Origin of the sequence: Pseudomonas sp. TAA207, assembly GCF_001529285.1 — a bacterium.
Taxonomy (GTDB): domain Bacteria; phylum Pseudomonadota; class Gammaproteobacteria; order Pseudomonadales; family Pseudomonadaceae; genus Aquipseudomonas; species Aquipseudomonas weihenstephanensis.
In genome coordinates this window covers 217760-234520 of record NZ_LLWJ01000067.1, presented here as the reverse complement: position 1 = coordinate 234520, position 16761 = coordinate 217760, and the positions used below count along the sequence as shown (strand labels likewise).

13 protein-coding genes are annotated in these 16761 nt (G+C 58.5%); 8 read left to right on the top strand and 5 right to left on the bottom strand.

From position 1 onward, the window contains the following. Positions 1-50: 50 nt before the first annotated feature. The 5 genes from AP059_RS14415 (at position 51) to AP059_RS14395 (ending at position 3881) form a co-directional block, all read left to right on the top strand. Positions 51-1904: an Lnb N-terminal periplasmic domain-containing protein gene (locus tag AP059_RS14415; protein WP_059763962.1), complete on the top strand. Its 1854-nt coding sequence runs from the start codon at positions 51-53 to the stop codon at positions 1902-1904. 15 nt (positions 1905-1919) lie between these two features. Beyond that, a complete protein-coding gene (locus AP059_RS14410) occupies positions 1920-2210 on the top strand; it encodes a chorismate mutase (protein WP_177332393.1) in 291 nt (96 codons plus the stop codon). Positions 2211-2450: 240 nt separating this feature from the next. Further along, entirely contained in the window at positions 2451-2879 is a 429-nt protein-coding gene (locus tag AP059_RS14405; RefSeq protein ID WP_059763958.1) for a hypothetical protein, read from the top strand. A 90-nt stretch (positions 2880-2969) separates the two neighbouring features. Next, a complete protein-coding gene (locus tag AP059_RS14400) occupies positions 2970-3329 on the top strand; it encodes a hypothetical protein (RefSeq protein WP_059763956.1) in 360 nt (119 codons plus the stop codon). Between the two features lie 57 nt (positions 3330-3386). Further along, positions 3387-3881 (top strand): GreA/GreB family elongation factor, encoded by a 495-nt coding sequence (locus AP059_RS14395; RefSeq protein WP_059763954.1) that lies wholly within the window; start codon positions 3387-3389, stop codon positions 3879-3881. Here the strand turns inward: AP059_RS14395 and gdhA are convergent. Together gdhA and ettA are read right to left on the bottom strand one after the other, a co-directional pair. Beyond that, positions 3878-5215: an NADP-specific glutamate dehydrogenase gene (gdhA, locus tag AP059_RS14390; RefSeq protein WP_059763952.1), complete on the bottom strand. Its 1338-nt coding sequence runs from the start codon at positions 5213-5215 to the stop codon at positions 3878-3880. The genes AP059_RS14395 and gdhA overlap by 4 nt on opposite strands. Positions 5216-5489: 274 nt before the next feature. Next, positions 5490-7157: an energy-dependent translational throttle protein EttA gene (gene ettA / locus AP059_RS14385; RefSeq protein ID WP_048362440.1), complete on the bottom strand. Its 1668-nt coding sequence runs from the start codon at positions 7155-7157 to the stop codon at positions 5490-5492. 293 nt (positions 7158-7450) lie between these two features. On the opposite strand from ettA, the gene AP059_RS14380 reads away from it, so the two are divergent. Continuing rightward, positions 7451-11311, top strand: coding sequence for a bifunctional diguanylate cyclase/phosphodiesterase (locus AP059_RS14380; RefSeq protein WP_059763951.1), 3861 nt, complete (start codon positions 7451-7453; stop codon positions 11309-11311). 131 nt (positions 11312-11442) lie between these two features. After that, complete coding sequence (gene glyA / locus AP059_RS14375) at positions 11443-12696, top strand: serine hydroxymethyltransferase (protein ID WP_059763949.1); 1254 nt, start codon at positions 11443-11445, stop codon at positions 12694-12696. Positions 12697-12835: 139 nt separating this feature from the next. On the opposite strand, the gene yjiA is transcribed toward glyA, so the two are convergent. The 3 genes from yjiA to AP059_RS14360 all read right to left on the bottom strand — a co-directional run bounded on the left by yjiA (position 12836) and on the right by AP059_RS14360 (position 16220). Next, complete coding sequence (gene yjiA / locus AP059_RS14370; protein ID WP_059763947.1) at positions 12836-13801, bottom strand: GTPase; 966 nt, start codon at positions 13799-13801, stop codon at positions 12836-12838. 139 nt (positions 13802-13940) lie between these two features. Further along, positions 13941-14138, bottom strand: coding sequence for a YbdD/YjiX family protein (locus AP059_RS14365; RefSeq protein ID WP_007937254.1), 198 nt, complete (start codon positions 14136-14138; stop codon positions 13941-13943). A 15-nt stretch (positions 14139-14153) separates the two neighbouring features. After that, the gene (locus AP059_RS14360; RefSeq protein ID WP_048362436.1) at positions 14154-16220 is read right to left on the bottom strand and encodes a carbon starvation CstA family protein; all 2067 of its coding nucleotides are present in this window, start codon (positions 16218-16220) and stop codon (positions 14154-14156) included. Positions 16221-16388: 168 nt separating this feature from the next. On the opposite strand from AP059_RS14360, the gene AP059_RS14355 reads away from it, so the two are divergent. Next, positions 16389-16760 (top strand): PilZ domain-containing protein, encoded by a 372-nt coding sequence (locus tag AP059_RS14355; protein WP_059763945.1) that lies wholly within the window; start codon positions 16389-16391, stop codon positions 16758-16760. Position 16761 lies beyond the last annotated feature (1 nt).

Here is a 16761-nt window from a genome sequence, read left to right as displayed (position 1 = left end):
GCGGGTATTCTTCTGCTTCATTTCTATTCGTCTGACAACAGTTGCCGACCATGCTCAAACGCCTTGCCTATTTGGCGCTCTGTGCCTGCGCCCCGTTATATGCCGCGCCCTCTATCGACAATCAACGTGTGCAGCAGTTGGCCAACGACCCGTTCTGGCTCTCCCTGGGACATTACGAAGCCCGCAAGCTCGGCGGCTGGCGCAGTTATGTCAGCGACGACAAATTCTTCATCGCCCCCGACGGCGCTCACCACCCGGACGCTGAATTGCGCGCCACCGTCGAGGCGCTGTATTCGCCCTTAAGCCTGGGCGACAAACACCCGCAATGCGTGTACCCGGCCCGCACCCGCTGGCTCAAGGCGCAACTGAATCTGAACGACTTGCCCCAGGCGCCGTGCGCCGAGTTCACGCAATGGTTCACAGACGTGGCCCCGCACAGCACGGTGATGATTTTCCCGGCGGCGTACCTCAACAGCCCGTCCTCGATGTTTGGTCACACCTTACTGCGCATCGACCAGGCTGACGTGCAAAGCAACAAGACCGCGCTGCTCAGCTACGCGATCAACTTCGGCGCCTACATCGAAGGTTCCGACAACAGCATTCTGTATGCGTGGAAAGGCCTGGCTGGCGGTTATCCCGGCCTGTTCGCCCTGGTGCCCTACCAGGAAAAACTCTCGGAGTATCGCAGCCTCGAAAACCGCGACCTGTGGGAATACCGCCTCAACCTGACGCCCGAAGAAACCCAACGCATGGTTGAGCATGTGTGGGAGCTGAAACAGATCCAGTTCGACTACTTCTTCTTCGACGAAAACTGCTCGTATCGCCTGCTTGAACTGCTGCAAGTGGCCCGTCCGGGCTTGAAGCTGACCACCCAATTCCCGTTGACCGCGATCCCCACCGACACTGTAAAAGCGGTCAAAGAAGCCGGTCTGGTCGAAAGCATCGAATACCGCCCGTCACGCGAGCGCGAGTTGCTGGACCGCGCCAAGGTTCTTGACCCCGAAGAGCAGCAATGGGTGCTACAGGTCAGCGCCAATCAACAGCAACTGCAAAACCCTGAATTCAAAGCCCTGCCCAAAGCCCGGCAAGCGTTGATCATCGACGCCGCCTATCGCCTTGAACGCTACCGTGCCAACGGCCTGGAGCGTGATACCGAGCGCTCGCAACGCAGCTTTGAACTGCTGCGCGCAATCAACCAAAACCCGGCACCGGCGCTGCACGTCGAAAAACCCGAACTGCCGGAGAACGGCCACGAGTCGCGCACCTGGCAATTGGGCGCGGGCAGCCGCGACGACAAAGCCTTTGCCGAGTACGGCCTGCGCATGGCTTACCACGACCTGAACGACAACGCGCCGGGCTTTCCGCTGGGGGCGCAGATTGAAATCCTGCAACTCAAATTGCGCCAGTACGAAGGCAACCACTGGCAAATCCAGCAACTTGATCTGGCCAACATCCGCTCGCTGACACCGCGCAATGACCTGCTCCAGCCGTGGTCCTGGCAAGTGGGCGGCGGCCTTGAGCGCGTGCTGGGCAAGCATGGCGACGAAAACCTCGTCAGCCACGTCAATGGCGGCGCAGGCGGCACCTGGCAACTGGCCGACGGCCTGCTGGGTTTCGCCCTCGGCACGGTGCGCGTGGAACACAACAACGACTTCGCCGCCTTCATCGCTCCGGCTGCGGGCTACAACACCGGGTTGCTGTGGCGTAATCCGCTGGGCAATCTGAGCCTGGAAGCCAAGGGGGATTACTTCACCAACGGTGAAATCCGCCGCACGCTAAGCCTGAACCAGCAGTGGGAAATATCCCGCAACCTCGGCCTGCGCCTGACCGCCCAACGAGCGTTCAGCCACCTGAGCTCGCCGGTCAACGAAGTGATGCTGGAAGTGAAGTGGTATCACTACTGAATGGAGTTACACGACATGGCTGCCCACTGCCAAACCCTGGACGAAGTCCGCGAACACATTGACCAACTGGATCGCCAGATCGTCGGCCTCATTGCACAGCGCGGGCGCTATGTGTCGCAGGCTGCGCGTTTTAAAAAAGACAGCCATGCCGTCAAGTCGCCGCAGCGGGTTGAGCAAGTGTTCGCCAAAGTCAGGGCCTTGGCCGACGAGCTGGGCGCCAATCCGCACGTCACCGAACAGGCGTACCGCGCCATGATCGCGGCGTTTATCCAGCAAGAGCTGGCTGAACACTCGGCGCTTTCCTGAACGGCTGAGCCGTGAAGTCGCTGGCGCAGGTTGCGATCAACTGCGCAGCGATCTTAACCTGCAAGACCTGTCCCAATCGCCAGACCCCACCTGCGACAACGACTCTGCGAAACTAACGCCTGCAAACGTAGGCTCTTTCCCTAACACCGCTAGACATTTCCGAAACTGTTCCCGCTAACTATTTCCACCCTCCAGCCCATGCGATCTTCCGAGCTTTTCAGGCGCTCGGGACGATCTGCCATGACCCGCATCACGCCTCACCAACAGCACATCGCCAATAAAGCCGCCATGGCCATGTCGCGCACTGACATCAAATGCTCAATGGGCTATTGCGCCATTCCAACCGCAAAGGTCCAGCGCCTGGCGCTGCGTTATGGCCTGATCGAACCCGGCGCAGCTACCGACAACGCACCCGCCCCCTACTCGCTCAAAACTCGTCCTGTGGGCTTGCGCCGCCAGCCCCCCTCAGACCGAACCCGCGCTCAACCTGCAACGTCAGACCAACTATTAACGCCTGACGCCCCACCCCACGAAGGCCTGCACACGGTCTATAACGCCAAGGCCGACATGAAGCGTCAGTCCAGGGCCTTACATGAGCTGTACCCCGATGCCAGCACTGGCCAGTTGTTCGCGTGCGTGCAGGCGCTGCAAACACCCGCTGATAGCTGACATCACGGTGACACGCGCTTCACAGCCCAATCACAGATCCCGGCCTACACTCCACCTCATCGGCCGTTGATCGGTGCATTGAGGTGAATTATGTGGCGCAGCGCGGTGTGTATCGGGCTGTTGAGTGCAGTGCTGAGCGGGTGTCAAACCACCCACGATGAGCTGTTGGCGAAGGGTTATCCGCCCGCCTTTGCGGACGGTTTCGCCGAGGGCTGTAGCAGTGGCCGACAAGCCGCAGGGGTTATCACTGGCGAGTACAAGAAAGACGTTGCGCGCTACCTCAAAGATTCGACCTACGCCCAAGGCTGGGACGATGGCTTTCGCCAGTGTCAGGCCATGCGCGAAAGTCAGGACCGCGAGGAGTACCAGGAGCGGCATTGGGATCAGCGCGAACGCGACTGGCAGCACGAAAAGGATGTAGACGCCGCCCGCGCCTATCGCTCGCAATAATTTGAACCCTGGCCTACCCGCAGGCTCTCAAGCCTATAGCCACAAAGGACACCCGCCATGAGCCGCGCATTTGTAAACGAAGACAGCGCCGCCAACCACGCCAATACCCCTATTGAGCGGCACGTCAGCAACCAGCCCAATTACGTGACCGCCGAAGGTCATGCCTTGTTGCACGCCAAAGTCAGCGAGCTGCAGGCGCAGCACAGTCAAGAGAGCGCACAGGGCGATGACGCCGACAAACAGCGCTTGGCCGACCTTGAGCGAGACTTGCGCTATTTCAATCAGCGTTTGCTGAGTGCGCAGGTCGCCGCCCCGGTAACCTCGTCAGATAAGGTGCGAATCGGCAGTTGGGTGACATTTACCGATGAACACGGCAATGAACAACGGGTGCAGTTGGTCGGTGAGGACCAGGCCGATGCCGCTCAGGGCTTGATCAATTGGGGATCGCCGCTGGGCCGTGCGCTGTTGGGCGCACGGGTGGGCGATGAAGTGCTGTGGCTTCGACCTGCCGGGGATTTGCAGGTCGAAATCATCGCCATAAAACCGGCTTAAACCACGCCCTGCGCCAGCATGGCATCGGCGATTTTGACGAAGCCTGCGATGTTGGCGCCTTTGACGTAGTTGATACGCCCGTTTTCTTCGCCGTAGTGAACACACGCGTGGTGGATCGACTGCATGATGTTGTGCAACTTGCTGTCCACCTCACCTGCCGTCCACAGCAAGCGCATGGCGTTTTGCGACATTTCCAGCCCGCTCACCGCCACGCCACCGGCGTTGGAAGCCTTGCCCGGTGCGAACAGAATGCCAGCCTCGATAAACACGTCCACGGCGTCCAGCGTGGTCGGCATGTTGGCGCCTTCGGCCACGCACACGCAGCCATTGCTCAGCAACGTACGTGCAGCGTCTGCGTCCAGCTCGTTCTGCGTCGCGCACGGCAGGGCAATGTCACACGCCAGATGCCAAGGATGCTGACCGGCCAAAAACTCCAGACCAAACTGTGTCGCCATTTCGCTGATACGCCCACGCTTGACGTTTTTCAGTTCCATCAAGGCTTCCCACTGCGCTTCGTCCAGTCCGGCTTCGCAGTACAGCGTGCCTTCGGAGTCCGACAGAGAAATGACCTTGCCGCCCAGGTCCATGACCTTACGCGCGGCGTATTGCGCCACGTTGCCAGAACCGGAGATCGCAACACGTTTGCCGTCGATGCGCTGGCCGCTGCGCTTGAGCATTTCCTGGGCAAAGTAAACGCAGCCAAAGCCTGTAGCTTCCGGGCGAATCAAGCTGCCGCCGTAGCTCATGCCTTTGCCGGTCAGTACGGAGGTGAACTGGTTGCTCAGGCGTTTGTACTGGCCAAACAGGAAACCGATTTCGCGTGCGCCAACGCCGATATCCCCCGCTGGCACATCCACGTCCGAACCGATATGCCGGTACAGCTCGCTCATAAAGGCCTGACAAAAGCGCATCACTTCTGCATCGCTCTTGCCCTTGGGATTGAAGTCCGAACCGCCCTTGCCGCCGCCCATCGGCAGTGAGGTCAGGGAGTTTTTGAAGGTTTGTTCAAAGGCCAGGAACTTGAGTACACCCAGGTTCACCGAAGGGTGGAAACGCAGGCCGCCTTTGTACGGGCCAATGGCGCTGTTCATCTGAATACGGAAACCACGGTTAACCCGCACTTTGCCTTCGTCATCGACCCACGACACGCGGAACACAATCGCACGCTCAGGTTCGCAAATGCGTTCAAGAATTCCGGAGGTCAGGTAATGCGGATTAGCTTCTAGAAAGGGCCACAGACTGCGCAGGACTTCTTCCACAGCCTGGTGGAATTCTGGTTGGTCCGGGTCACGTTTTTTCAGGCGGGCAAGGAAGTGGTCGACGGATTCGATCATGGATAAGTCTCGGCAAATTTATTGTCGTTAAACGGAGATTGGCCAGAACTTTATCAATTCATGTCGCACCGCGACAGCGCAAAATGTCGCAGTTTTGAATTTAAATGGTGCTTTTATATAAATAACGCTGATTTTGCGGCGCTTTGCGCACCAAAAAAGTGAAACCTGTACCCACTTTTGCCCCGATAAAAAGCCCCCTTGGCAGAGAGGTGCCGTGCAGCCTGCAAAAAAACGGCGCCCGAAGGCGCCGTTGTATTGCAGCAAACTGCCCTTTTTATTGGGCCAGTTTTTTGTGACGCACACGGTGCGGCTGGGTGGCCGCTTCGCCGAGGCGCTTTTTACGGTCAGCTTCGTACTCGGTGTAGTTGCCTTCAAAGAAGACCGCTTGCGAGTCGTCTTCGTACGCCAGAATGTGCGTCGCAACGCGGTCAAGGAACCACCGGTCGTGAGAGATCACAATGGCGGCGCCAGGGAAGTCCAGCAGCGCTTCTTCGAGCGAACGCAGGGTCTCGACGTCAAGGTCGTTGGACGGTTCGTCGAGCAGCAGCACGTTGGCGCCCTCTTTCAAGGTCAGGGCCAGATGCAAGCGACCACGCTCACCACCGGACAGGTCCTTGACGAATTTCTGCTGATCGCCACCCTTGAAGTTGAAACGCCCCACGTAGGTACGCGACGGGATTTCGTAGTTGCCGATGCGGATCACATCGGAACCGTCAGAAATGGCCTGGAACACCGTTTTGCTGCCATCCAGGTCGTCACGGCTCTGGTCAACACACGCCAACTGCACGGTGTCACCGATTTCGATGCTGCCCGAATCCGGCTGCTCTTTGCCCATCAGCATGCGGAACAGGGTCGATTTACCGGCACCGTTACCGCCGATCACGCCCACGATGGCGCCTTTAGGCATGGCGAACGACAAGTTGTCGATCAGTACGCGATCGCCGTAGCCTTTGGAGACGTTTTTGAACTCGATCACTTTGTCACCCAGGCGCGGACCGGCCGGGATGTAGATTTCGTTGGTCTCGCTGCGCTTCTGGAATTCCTGCGATTGCAGTTCTTCGAAGCGTTGCAGACGGGCCTTGGATTTGGACTGACGCGCCTTGGCGCCTTTACGCACCCATTCCAGCTCGTCTTTCATGGCCTTTTCATGGGCCGACTGCTGTTTGGATTCGGCCGCCAGACGGTCCGACTTGGCTTCAAGCCAACCCGAGTAGTTGCCCTCGTAAGGGATACCGGCGCCGCGGTCGAGTTCCAGAATCCAGCCCGCCACGTTGTCCAGGAAGTAACGGTCGTGCGTAATCGCAACCACGGTACCCGGGAAGTCGTGCAGGAAGTGCTCCAGCCAGGCCACCGAGTCGGCGTCCAAGTGGTTGGTAGGTTCGTCGAGCAGCAGCATGTCCGGGGCTGAGAGCAGCAGGCGGCACAGGGCTACACGGCGCTTTTCACCACCCGACAGGTGTTCGATTTTGGCATCCCAGGCCGGCAGACGCAGTGCATCGGCCGCGACTTCAAGCTGGCGCTCAAGGTTGTGGCCGTCGCCCGCTTGCAAGATGGCTTCGAGCTTGGCCTGTTCGGCCGCCAGTTTGTCGAAGTCGGCATCCGGCTCGGCGTATTCGGCGTAAACCTGATCCAGACGCGCCTGAGCGTCCTTGATCACGCTGACGGCTTCTTCAACCACTTCGCGAACGGTTTTGGTCGGGTCCAGTTGCGGCTCTTGCGGCAGGTAGCCGATGTTCAAGTCCGGCATTGGACGGGCTTCGCCGTCGAACTCGGGGTCGACGCCAGCCATGATTTTCAACAGGGTGGATTTACCCGAACCGTTCAAACCGAGTACGCCGATCTTGGCGCCCGGGAAAAACGACAGGGAGATGTTTTTCAGGATTTCCCGCTTCGGCGGAACAACTTTGCTCAGCCGATGCATGGTGAAAACGTATTGAGCCATGGTGAACCTAGCGTCAGTGACTGATGAATAAGGCGCGAGCAATGCACGGCTCAGGCCATAGCAGACGGTCAGGGATTGATCTGGGTCAATGCCTGCTCATGTAAAAAGCCTGAGTGTAGGAGCTCTTATGCCCCCGCGTAACCGGCAAAGCTACCTGAATGCGCAGTGCAGGGCAAACCAGCGCAGAGCAGAGGGCTGGCACTTTGCCACAGTCCAAGGCATGCTAGCCGCCCTTTGGGCGTCCCGCTTATAGTGCGCCTCGCACCTTAGCAGCCAAATCGCAGGATCACAGCTTGCCCAATGTCACACCGCCCAACTCCGCGAGCGCTCCAGGCCAATGGCTTGGCACACCTGTGCGCGGCACGTTAAAAGGCGCATTGGCGACGCTGGTCTTGCTGTTGTTGGCGATGCTGTTCTGGTTGTTGATTGAACAGTTTCGCGAAACCCTCGCGCATAAACGCCAATACAGCGTCAATTACAGTGCCGATCTGGCCGATCACATCAGCCTGAGCATGGCCCTGCGCGCCGAAGTGGCGCTCAATCTGTTGCCCGTTCATGCCCCCCTCGCTCACCGGCAACAGTTGCAAGCGCTGGTCCATCAAATGCGCCAGTCACTGCCTTCGCTGCAAAGCGTGGCCTTGCTCAACCCAAATGGCGAAGTGTTGATCGACAGCGGCGGTATCAGCCCGGACGCGGCCTACCTGCGTGACTGGATCAAACACAGCCGCGCACGCAAACGCACTGACGGTTACTACTTCAGCAATAGCAGCGATGCCGGCACGGCGTACCTGTTGCTGAACAAACTGGGCAACGACCCGCAGGGTTACTGGCTGCTGCGCATGAGCCCGGACCTGCTGCACAACCTGACGCGTCAAAACACCCTTGCCGACCGCCCACAATGGCGGATCGAAAACACCCAGACCCACACCGTGCTGGGCCACAGCGCAGCTGCGATGGCCTCGGCGGCTCCCCTCAGCCCGCAAGACGAGGCCAACACCGTGCTGCTCGCCCCGTTGAGCCACAGTGACTGGCAATTGCGCGGCCTGTTCGATGCCGATGAAGTCGTGGCCCAACTGCTGCCCGGACTGATCGGCAAATGCCTGCTGGGGCTGCTGTTTGCCCTGTTGCCAGTGGTCGCACTGGTCAACATGCGCCGTCGCCAACGCCAGGTGCATGAAGGCCGTCGCCGCTATTACGACATTTTTGAAGGCACCGGCGTGGCGCTGTGTGTGATGGACCTGTCCGGCCTGCCAGCGTTTTTGGAGCGCGAACAGCTTTATGACAGCAACGCGCTCAAGCAATGGATGCATCACAACCCCGAACAGCGTCGCCAGCTGTGCGAGCAGTTACGCATCACTGAAGTCAATCAGGTGGCGTTGCACTTGCTGGACGTGGATTCAGGCGCTGGCGCGTGGATGAAGCTGATCAGCGGCTGCCCGACCAACACCTCGGCTATCAGCTATCAAGTGATCGAAGCCGTCCTCAACCACCAGCAGCAGCTTGAGCTGGAAATCACCCTGGTGGATGCCAATGGCCAGGATCAGCACTTATGGTTGGTGCTGCGCCTGCCCGATGACCGCAGCGAATATCACGCCGTCATTTTGAGCATCAGTGACATCACCAGCCGCAAGCTGATTGAGTTGTCGCTGCAAGAGCGCGAAAGCTTCTGGTCCGATGTGGTGCGCACCGTGCCTGACCACCTGTATGTGCAGGATGTGATCAGCCAGCGGATGATTTTCAGCAACCACCATTTGGGCCACACCCTGGGGTACAACGCCACCGAACTGCAACAAATGGGCGCTTACTTCTGGGAACTGCTGCTTCATCCTGAAGACGCCGAGCAGTATCACCGGTCGCGCCAGCAACAGCGCCATGGCGGCTATGTGCAATTGCTGCAATGCCAACTGCGCTTCCGTCACAGCAATGGTGTGTGGCGCCGCTTTGATATTCGCGAGCAAGCCCTGGCTCGCGATGCCTATGATCAAGTCACGCGCATTGTCGGGGTGGCCAAAGACATCACCGATCAGATCGAAGCCAGCGAGTCACTGCGCGACAGTGAGCAGCGCTATCGGATGCTGGCAGAAAGCATCAGCGACGTGATTTTCTCCACCAACAATACCTTGCAACTGAACTACGTCAGCCCCTCGGTACAAAGCGTATTGGGCTTTGATGCCGAATGGGTGTTCAAGAACGGCTGGCAATCGACCATTGCCAACCCGCAGCAGTTGGCTGGCGTTTACAGCCTGATGGAGCGGGTCAGCAACGCCCTCGACAAACCCGAGCAACTGTCGGCCCTGCGCACCCAACTGGACACCCAACTGTTTCTGTTCGATTGCCTGCGCGCCGACGGGCGCAAAATCCCTATCGAGCTGCGTCTGGTGTTGGTGTGGGATGAAAACGACGCCTTTGAAGGCATCCTCGGTGTGGGCCGTGATATCAGTCAGCAACGGCGTGCTGAAAAAGACCTGCGCATGGCCGCTACGGTGTTTGAGCATTCCACCTCAGCCATCCTCATCACTGACCCTGCGGGCTACATCGTGCAGGCCAACGAAGCGTTCAGCCGGGTCAGTGGCTACGCGGTGTCACAGGTGCTCGATCAATTGCCGAGCATGCTCACCGTCGATGAACAGCAGCAAGCGCACCTGCAATACGTGCTCAAGCAATTGCACCAGCACAACACCTGGGAAGGTGAAGTGTGGCTCAAGCGTCTCAATGGCGAGCATTACCCGGCATGGGTCGGCATCACGGCGGTGTTTGACGATGAAGGCGACCTCGCCAGTTACGTGTGCTTCTTCAGCGACATCAGCGAGCGCAAGGCCAGTGAGCAGCGGATTCACCGCCTGGCCTATTACGACGCCCTGACCCACCTGCCCAACCGCACCCTGTTCCAGGACCGCCTGCACACCGCGTTGCAACAGGCCGAGCGCAACAAGTCGTGGGTGGTGCTGATGTTCCTCGACCTCGACCGCTTCAAACCGATCAATGACTCATTGGGCCACGCCGCAGGCGACCGCATGCTCAAAGACATGGCCATCCGCCTGCTGGCCTGCGTGGACAATGACGACACCGTGGCGCGCATGGGCGGTGACGAATTCACCCTGCTGCTGCAACCGCGAGCCACCCGTGACATGGCGCTCAACCGCGCAATCAGCGTGGCTGAACAGATCCTCGCCAGCCTGGTGCAACCGTTTGTGCTCGAAAGCCGCGAGTTTTTCGTGACCGCCAGTATCGGCATCGCCTTGAGCCCCCAAGACGGCAATGAACTCAGCCAGTTGATGAAAAACGCCGACACGGCGATGTATCACGCCAAGGAGCGCGGCAAAAACAACTTCCAGTTCTATCAGGCGGACATGAACGCCAGCGCCCTGGAGCGTCTCGAACTCGAAAGCGACCTGCGCCACGCATTGGAACAACAAGAATTCATCCTCTATTACCAGCCGCAATTCAGTGGCGACGGCAAACGCCTGACAGGGGCCGAAGCCCTGTTGCGCTGGAACCACCCGCGCCGCGGGTTAGTGCCGCCGGGGGACTTTATACCGGTGCTCGAAGAACTCGGTTTGGTGGTGGACGTGGGCGACTGGGTGCTGGCCGAGTCGTGCCGCCAGCTCAAACACTGGCATCAGGCCAAAGTGCGGGTCCCCAAAGTCTCGGTCAACATCTCGGCGCGTCAGTTCTCTGATGGCCAATTGGGCACGCGTATCGCCACTATCCTCAAAGAAACCGGCTTGCCACCCGCGTGCCTTGAGCTGGAACTGACCGAAAGCATCCTGATGCGTGAAGTCAGCGAAGCCCTGCAAATTCTCGCCAGTTTGAAGAACCTCGGTCTGAGCATTGCCGTGGATGACTTTGGCACCGGGTACTCATCGCTCAACTACCTCAAGCAATTCCCCATCGACGTGCTGAAAATTGACCGCACCTTTGTCGACGGTCTGCCGGAAGGCGAACAAGATGCGCAAATTGCCCGTGCAATTATTGCGATGGCCCATAGCCTGAATCTGGCCGTGATCGCCGAAGGCGTCGAGACCCACGAGCAACTGGACTTTCTGCGCGAGCACGGCTGCGATGAAGTGCAGGGCTACCTGTTCGGCCGCCCGATGCCTGCGCGACAATTTGAAGCACGGTTCAGCCCCGAATCCCTGCCGGTCTTTGAATAAGCGCCTAAAGGCTATCAAAAAGACATCACCTGAAAGCCACTTGTCTGCCACATGATTGCCTTTCATATGCCAGATAAAACCCATTGAGTTAGAATGCGCTTCTTTTCTGCCCCCGATCCTTGAGGACCGCCATGTTCAGCCGTGATTTGACACTTGCCAAGTTCGACGCCGACCTTTTTGCCGCCATGGAGCAAGAAGCTCAGCGCCAGGAAGAACACATTGAGCTGATCGCTTCGGAAAACTACACCAGCCCAGCGGTGATGGAAGCTCAAGGCTCGGTACTCACCAACAAATACGCCGAAGGTTACCCGGGCAAGCGTTACTACGGCGGTTGCGAATACGTCGACGTGGTTGAGCAACTGGCAATCGACCGTGCAAAAGAACTGTTCGGCGCCGATTACGCCAACGTTCAGCCGCACGCAGGCTCGCAAGCCAACAGCGCGGTTTACCTGGCCCTGCTGTCGGCCGGCGACACCATTCTGGGCATGAGCCTGGCCCACGGCGGTCACTTGACCCACGGCGCCAGCGTTTCGTCCTCGGGCAAGCTGTACAACGCTGTGCAGTACGGCATCGACGCCAACGGCCTGATCGACTACGACGAAGTTGAACGCCTGGCGGTTGAACACAAGCCAAAAATGATCGTGGCCGGTTTCTCTGCCTACTCGCAGATCCTCGACTTCCCACGTTTTCGCGAAATCGCAGACAAAGTTGGCGCGTACCTGTTCGTCGACATGGCTCACGTAGCCGGTCTGGTGGCTGCGGGCGTTTACCCGAACCCGGTTCCGTTTGCTGACGTGGTAACCACCACCACGCACAAAACCCTGCGTGGCCCACGTGGCGGCCTGATCCTGGCCAAAGCCAACGCCGACATCGAGAAAAAGCTGAACTCGGCTGTTTTCCCGGGTTCGCAAGGCGGCCCACTGGAACACGTGATCGCAGGCAAGGCCGTTTGCTTTAAAGAAGCGCTGCAACCTGAGTTCAAGGTTTACCAGCAGCAAGTGGTGAAAAACGCCCAAGCGATGGCTTCGGTGTTCATCGAGCGCGGTTTTGACGTGGTATCGGGCGGTACTGAAAACCACTTGTTCCTGCTGTCGCTGATCAAGCAAGACATCTCGGGTAAAGATGCTGACGCCGCTTTGGGCAAAGCCTTCATCACCGTGAACAAAAACTCCGTACCTAACGACCCGCGTTCCCCGTTCGTGACCTCGGGTCTGCGTTTCGGTACACCCGCCGTTACCACGCGCGGTTTCAAAGTTGAAGAATGCCGTGAGCTGGCGACCTGGATTTGCGACATCCTGGACGACATCACTAACGAAGCCGTGATTGATGCAGTACGCGAGAAAGTAAAAGCCGTTTGCAAGAAGCTGCCGGTTTACGGCAACTGAGTGTAAATAGTTGAACAAAAGCCCGGCTCTTGAGCCGGGCTTTTTTGTGGCTGTGAATCCTTGCGCAGGCGCTGGCGAACACTGCAAGCGTTTGATTTTTTAGACGACCGCAGCCTTTGGCAGCGCCTACAGGAAGAGGTCAGGTGAGGTGGGCAAATCCCTCGCGGATCTTGGCCTCGGGTAACTCATCGGCAATAAACACCATCACGCTTTCACGCGCTTCGTCAGCGCGCCATTCGGTGTCCCAGTCAAAACCATACAGTTTCAGTACGCCCTGAAACACTAAGCGCCGGTCTTCACCCGCAATGTTTAACACGCCTTTGTAACGCAGCAATTGCTTGCCGTGGTCTTCGAGCAGTTGGTTCATGAACGTGCTCAGGGTGTCGATATCCAGCGGTTTGTCTGTGCGCAGTACCAGGCTTGAGATGCGATCAACCGTGGCCGCTGGCTGTACCGGACGCAGGCTCAGGCCGCCACCCAGGTCGGCATTGAGGTTAAAGCCACGCACATCGAGCAGCTCGGCCAGGTCGATTTTGCCATGCTCGACCACACGGACCGGCGCACGGCGGTTAATGCGGGTCAGGCGCTCGCACAGCGCATCGAAGGTGGCATCGTCCACCAGGTCGCGCTTGCTCACCAGCAGCCGGTCAGCAAAGCCGATCTGTGCCTGGGCGATGGTTTGTGCCAGGTGGACATCGGCGTGAGCGGCATCGACCAAGGTAATGATGCCGTCCAGCAGATAACGCTCACGCAGCTCTTCGTCGATAAAAAAGGTTTGCGCCACAGGTGCCGGATCGGCCAGCCCGGTGCATTCGATCACCAGTCGATCGAAGGCAATTTCGCCACTGTCCAGCCGCTCAAGCAGCAAGTACAGCGCTTTGGTCAGGTCGGTGTGGATGGTGCAGCACACGCAACCGTTGGCCAGGGTCATCACTTGCACCGGCTCCTCACCCAACAGTTGGGTGTCGATCCCGGCGTCGCTGAATTCGTTTTCGATCACGGCGATTTTCAGCCCGTGCTCGGCCTTGAGCAAGTAACGCAGCAAAGTGGTTTTGCCGGCCCCTAAAAAGCCGCTGAGGATGGTGACGGGGATGGGAGAGGACATGAACAGTCTCCTGAAAAATTGAGGCCGCAAAAAAATGCAGGCGCGAACGCACTGGCGAAAGCATCAAGCCACTCAACAACATCGTTGACTGACATAAAGCCTTCGCAAGCGCGCTCGCGCCTACACAGGCGTTAGCGGGTCAGCAGCACTTGGGGCCGCCCTTGCCGCCATAACGGGCCTCTTGGCGTTCACGAAAGAACGCCTCGTAGCTCATCACCGGTTTGTCCGGGTGCTTGGTTTGCATATGCTCGACGTAGTTGTCGTAGTCGGGCATGCCGACCATCAGGCGCGCGGCCTGACCGAGGTATTTACCGAGGCGACTCAGGTCATTGAACATGCGTGCAACCCTCTATCAGGCGTCAGGAACGGAGTGGTACGGCGACTCTTTATCCGTACGTTCTTTAGAACCCCAAGCCGCGATGCCCACTTTGATCGCAAAGAACAGGATGCTGAACACCACGAACAGGAACAGCACGGTCAAACCGGCATTGGTGTAGGCGTTGATAATTACGTGCTGCATCTGATCGATGTTTTTGGCCGGTGCAATCACTTGGCCCGCGTCCAGCGCCGTGCTGTATTTGTTGGCCAGGGCCAGGAAACCGACAGCCGGGTTGGCATCGAACAACTTGATGAAGCCCGCAGTGGTGGTGCAAATCAGCAACCACACGGCTGGCAGCATGGTTACCCAAATGTAACGCTGACGTTTCATTTTGATCAGTACGACGGTGGCCAGCATCAGCGCGATACCCGCCAGCATCTGGTTAGAGATACCGAACAGCGGCCACAAGGTGTTGATCCCGCCCAGCGGATCGATCACGCCCTGGTACAGCAGGTAGCCCCACATCGCCACACACAGGCCAGTGGCCAGCAAGTTGGCGCCCCACGACTCGGTGCGTTTGAGCGCGGGTACGAAGCTGCCAAGCAAGTCTTGCAGCATGAAGCGGCCAGCACGGGTACCGGCATCTACCGCGGTCAAAATGAACAAGGCTTCAAACAAAATGGCAAAGTGATACCAGAACGCCATAGTGTTTTCGCCCGGCAACACGTTGTGCAGGATCTGTGCGATACCGACCGCCAGCGTAGGCGCGCCGCCAGCACGGGCCAGAACGGTGGTTTCACCGATGTCATGGGCCAGCGCTGTCAGGGCGTCAGGGGTAATTGCAAAGCCCCAACTGCTTACGGTTTGCGCCACGCTCACCACATCGCCGCCCACAATCGCTGCCGGGCTGTTCATGGCGAAGTACACACCAGGCTCGATCACCGAAGCGGCAACCATTGCCATGATGGCGACGAACGACTCCATCAACATGCCGCCGTAGCCGATGTAACGGGCGTTGCTTTCGTTATCCAGCAGTTTGGGGGTAGTACCCGAGGCAATCAGTGCGTGGAAACCCGATACCGCGCCGCACGCAATGGTGATGAACAAGAATGGGAACAGGCCGCCCTTCCAGACCGGACCGTTACCGTCGATGAACTGAGTGACCGCCGGCATTTTCAGCTCGGGCATGGTGACCAGAATCCCGATGGCCAGCGCGACGATGGTGCCGATTTTAAGGAACGTCGACAGGTAATCACGCGGTGCCAGTACCAGCCACACTGGCAAGACCGCCGCGACAAAGCCGTAACCGATCAGCATCCAGGTGATTTGCGTACCGGTGAAAGTGAACACCGGCGCCCACTCAGGGCTTGCCGCAATCTGCCCCCCCAGCCAAATGGAACCCAGCAACAACAGCACGCCCATCACGGAGATTTCACCGATGCGGCCCGGGCGGATGTAGCGCATGTAAATGCCCATAAACATCGCAATCGGGATGGTGGCCATCACCGTAAACATGCCCCACGGGCTCTCGGCCAAGGCTTTGACCACGATCAGCGCCAGCACCGCGAGGATGATGATCATGATCAGGAAGCAGCCAAACAGCGCGATGGTGCCCGGTATTTTGCCCATCTCCTCGCGCACCATGTCGCCCAGGGAGCGACCGTTGCGCCGGGTTGACATGAACAGGACCATGAAGTCCTGCACCGCACCGGCCAGCACCACACCGGCAATCAGCCAAAGCGTGCCCGGCAGGTAACCCATCTGCGCAGCCAGTACCGGGCCGACCAAAGGTCCGGCACCGGCAATGGCAGCAAAGTGGTGACCGAAAAGAATGTGTTTGTTGGTCGGCACATAGTCCAGACCATCGTTGTTGACCACCGCGGGCGTGGCGCGCAATGGGTCCAGCTGCATCACCTTGGTGGCGATAAACAAACTGTAATAACGATAAGCGACCAGATAGATGGCAACGGCTGCCACTACGATCCACAAGGCGTTGATCGCCTCGCCTCGGCGCAAGGCCACTACGCCCAAGGCGCAGGCTCCTACAATCGCCAGCACTAACCACGGAATGTGGCGTAGCAGGCTATTTTTATTATTCATTTTTATATTCCGGCCAGTTGGACAAGAAGGACTGCCCCCGGAGTTTAGCGTCCCCAGCACTAAAGACCAGCCCCTGACGTTGGCCTAGAGCCTTCTTTCAAGTTTTTTTGCACGACTGGCGTTTGCCGTTGTGCGTCTATAGTTCAGGCATAACCAGAGGGTTTGAACATGCACCAGCACCCCGCAGAACGTCGGCGTTTTACCCGTATCCCCTTCGATGCCCAAACAAAAATCAGTCAGGGGCAACGTCATTGGTCGGTCAAACTGCTGGATGTGTCACTTAAAGGGTTGCTGGTCGAAAAACCGCAGAGTGGGTGCCTCGCTCCAGGGCAGACATTTACCGCCAATATCCATCTCAGCGATGAGACCCACGTCATCATGGAGGTACGTTTAGCCCATGAGGATGCGCAACACTTGGGTTTTGAGTGCACACACATCGGCCTGGACTCGATCAGCCACCTGCGGCGGCTGGTCGAATTGAATATGGGCGATGAGCAATTACTGGAGCGAGAGTTAGGGGCGCTGATCAGCACGCAGTAAC

What these genes read in the sequence shown, in the direction of transcription:
- AP059_RS14415 (WP_059763962.1), top strand. Translation starts at nt 51, where the DNA reads ATGCTCAAACGCCTTGCCTATTTGGCGCTCTGTGCCTGCGCCCCGTTA.
- AP059_RS14395 (WP_059763954.1), top strand. Translation starts at nt 3,387, where the DNA reads ATGAGCCGCGCATTTGTAAACGAAGACAGCGCCGCCAACCACGCCAAT.
- AP059_RS14400 (WP_059763956.1), top strand. Translation starts at nt 2,970, where the DNA reads ATGTGGCGCAGCGCGGTGTGTATCGGGCTGTTGAGTGCAGTGCTGAGC.
- AP059_RS14355 (WP_059763945.1), top strand. Translation starts at nt 16,389, where the DNA reads ATGCACCAGCACCCCGCAGAACGTCGGCGTTTTACCCGTATCCCCTTC.
- yjiA (WP_059763947.1), bottom strand. Translation starts at nt 13,801, where the DNA reads ATGTCCTCTCCCATCCCCGTCACCATCCTCAGCGGCTTTTTAGGGGCC.
- glyA (WP_059763949.1), top strand. Translation starts at nt 11,443, where the DNA reads ATGTTCAGCCGTGATTTGACACTTGCCAAGTTCGACGCCGACCTTTTT.
- AP059_RS14410 (WP_177332393.1), top strand. Translation starts at nt 1,920, where the DNA reads ATGGCTGCCCACTGCCAAACCCTGGACGAAGTCCGCGAACACATTGAC.
- AP059_RS14365 (WP_007937254.1), bottom strand. Translation starts at nt 14,138, where the DNA reads ATGTTCAATGACCTGAGTCGCCTCGGTAAATACCTCGGTCAGGCCGCG.
- ettA (WP_048362440.1), bottom strand. Translation starts at nt 7,157, where the DNA reads ATGGCTCAATACGTTTTCACCATGCATCGGCTGAGCAAAGTTGTTCCG.
- AP059_RS14405 (WP_059763958.1), top strand. Translation starts at nt 2,451, where the DNA reads ATGACCCGCATCACGCCTCACCAACAGCACATCGCCAATAAAGCCGCC.
- AP059_RS14360 (WP_048362436.1), bottom strand. Translation starts at nt 16,220, where the DNA reads ATGAATAATAAAAATAGCCTGCTACGCCACATTCCGTGGTTAGTGCTG.
- gdhA (WP_059763952.1), bottom strand. Translation starts at nt 5,215, where the DNA reads ATGATCGAATCCGTCGACCACTTCCTTGCCCGCCTGAAAAAACGTGAC.